At 75.7% G+C, this 2,653-nt stretch carries 1 protein-coding gene; it reads right to left on the reverse strand.

Going from position 1 to position 2,653, the window contains the following annotated elements:
- Positions 1-2,653 (reverse strand): amino acid adenylation domain-containing protein (locus tag ACWD4P_RS38065; protein WP_449782800.1); only part of this gene is annotated, 2,653 nt, incomplete at both ends.

The raw sequence follows: 2,653 nt of genomic DNA on the forward strand, positions 1-2,653 counted from the left end.
AGGTCGTGGGTGAGGGGTCGCATGGACCAGCCGTCGCCGGCGATGTGGTGCAGGACGAGGGCGAGCAGGTGCTGGTCGGGGGCGAGGGTGAACAGAGCGGCGCGCAGGGGGAGTTCGGTGGTCAGGTCGAAGGGCTGGGCGGTGAGTTCGGCGATCCGGGCGCGGGCGTCGGGCTCGTCGGTGGTGACGGTGGTGAGCGGGACGAGGCCCGGGGCGGCGGGGCGGATGGACTGGTGGGGTTCGCCGCCGGCCTCGGGGAAGAGGGTGCGCAGGGTCTCGTGGCGTTCCACCACGTCGTCCAGCGCGGCCTGGAGGGCGGTCGCGTCCACCGCGCCGGGCAGCGGCAGCACCACCGGGATGTTGTAGGAGGCGCGCTCGGTCTCGTCCATCCGGTTCAGGAACCAGAGCCTGGCCTGGGCCCGTGAGAGCGGGATCCGCTCGGGGCGCTCCGCCCGGACCAGCGGCGGCAGCGCGGCGGCCGGCCGGGCCTGCTCCAGCCGCTCGGCGAGGGCGGCGACGGTGGGCGCCTCGAAGAGGTCGCGGACGTCGATCTCGGCGTCCAGTTCGGTGCGGACGGCCGAGACCAGGCGCATCGCCAGCAGGGAGTGGCCGCCGAGGTCGAAGAAGTTGTCGTCGATGCCGACCGTCTCCGCGCCGAGGACGGCGGCGAAGACCTCGCAGAGCCGCTGCTCGCGTGCGGTGCGCGGGGCCCGGGCGGCGGGGGACTCCTGGCGCGGCGGGGCCGGCAGGGCGCGGCGGTCGAGCTTGCCGTTGGGGGTGAGCGGGAGGGTGTCGAGCAGGACGACGGCGGAGGGCACCAGGTAGGCGGGCAGCCGGGTGGCGGCCGTGGCCCGGAGCTCGGCCGGGTCCGGTGCGGCGTCGGCGTCGGCGGACGGGACGAGGTAGGCGACGAGTCGCTGGTCGCCGGGGCGGTCCTCGCGCAGCAGCACGGCGGCCTGGGCGATGTCCGTACGCGCGGTGAAGTGGGCCTCGATCTCGGCGGGCTCGATGCGGAAGCCACGCAGCTTGATCTGGTCGTCGGTGCGGCCGAGGAACTCCAGCCGGCCCTCGCCCCGCGCGTCGTGCCGCCAGCGGCCGAGGTCCCCGGTGCGGTACATCCGGGCGCCGGGCTCGCCGTACGGGTCGGGCAGGAAGCGCTCGGCGGTGGCGCCGGGGCGGCCCAGGTAGCCGCGGGCCAGGCCGGCGCCGGCGATGAACAGCTCGCCCAGCACGCCGATCGGCAGCTGCCGCAGCCCGGCGTCCAGCACCTGGACCCGCATGTTGTCCAGCGGGCGGCCGATCGGCACCGTGGTGCCGAGGTCGTCCCCGGCGGCCATCGGGTGCCGGGTGGCGAACACGGTGGTCTCGGTCGGGCCGTAGCCGTCGACGACCCGCAGCCCCGGGTGGGCGTCGAGCACCCGGCGCACGGCGGCCGCCGGGACGACGTCGCCGCCGGTCAGGACCTCGCGCACACCGGCCAGGCTCTGCGGCGCGTCCTCGGCGAGCAGCCGGAACAGGCCGGCGGTCAGCCAGAGCGCGGTCACCCGGTGGTCGGCGATCAGGCGCCCGATCCGCTCGGCGTCCAGGTCGCCGGCCGGCGCCACCACCACCTGGCCGCCGCTCAGCAGCGGCACCCACAGCTCGTAGGTGGCCGCGTCGAAGGCGTGCGGGGAGTGGAACAGCACCCGCTGGTGGTGGCCGTCCCGCTGCCACCAGCGGTCGGTGGCGAGGGCGGCGACGTCCGCGTGGGTGACGGCGATGCCCTTGGGCGTGCCGGTGGATCCGGAGGTGTACATCACGTAGGCGAGCTGCTCCGGCCGGACGGCCGGGAGGGGGCGGGCGGGGGTGTCCGGCAGCGGGGCCGAGACGTCCACCACCGGCAGGCCGGCAGCGGCCCGGGCCCGGACGAACGGCAGGTCGCGGGTGGCCGCGTCGACCAGGAGCAGCTCGGCGCCGGTGTCGGCCAGCACGAGGTCCATCCGCTCGGCGGGCCAGTTCGCGGCGAGCGGCACGTACGCGCCGCCCGCCCGCACCACGGCCAGCGTGCTGACCACCAGCGACGCCGAGCGCTGCTGGAGGACGGCGATCCGGCTCTCCGCGCCCGCGCCGAGGGCGATCAGGTGCCGGGCGAGGCGGTCGGTGGCGGTGTCGAGCCGGGCGTAGCTGAGGGTGTCGGTGCCGCTGACGACGGCGGTGGCGTCGGGGGTGCGGGCGGCCTGGGCGGCGAACAGCTCCGGCAGCGCGGCGGCGGGCAGCGGGTGGACGGCTCCGGCGGTCAGCGCCGCGAGTTCGGCCCGGCCGGCCGTGCCGAGCAGGTCGATGTCGTGGATGGGGGTGTCGGGGTGGTCGGCGGCGCTGCGCAGGATGCGCTGGAACTGCTCGGCGAGCCGCTGGATGGTGGCGGGCTCGAAGAGGTCGGCGGAGTACTCGACGGTGACGGTCAGGCCGTCCGGGTCGCCGTCGGCGGTGTGCTGCTCGGTGACGCTGAACGACAGGTCGAACTTGGCCGCGCTGTCGAAATCGACGTCGGCGGAGTCGAGTTCGCTCACCGCCCCGGTGGTGTTGTTGAGGGTGAGGATGGTTTGGAAGAGGGGGTGGCGGTGGGGGGTGCGGGTGGGGTTGAGGTGTTCGACGAGGAGTTCGAAGGGGAGGT

The sequence above is a fragment of the Kitasatospora sp. NPDC002543 genome, from assembly GCF_053594915.1.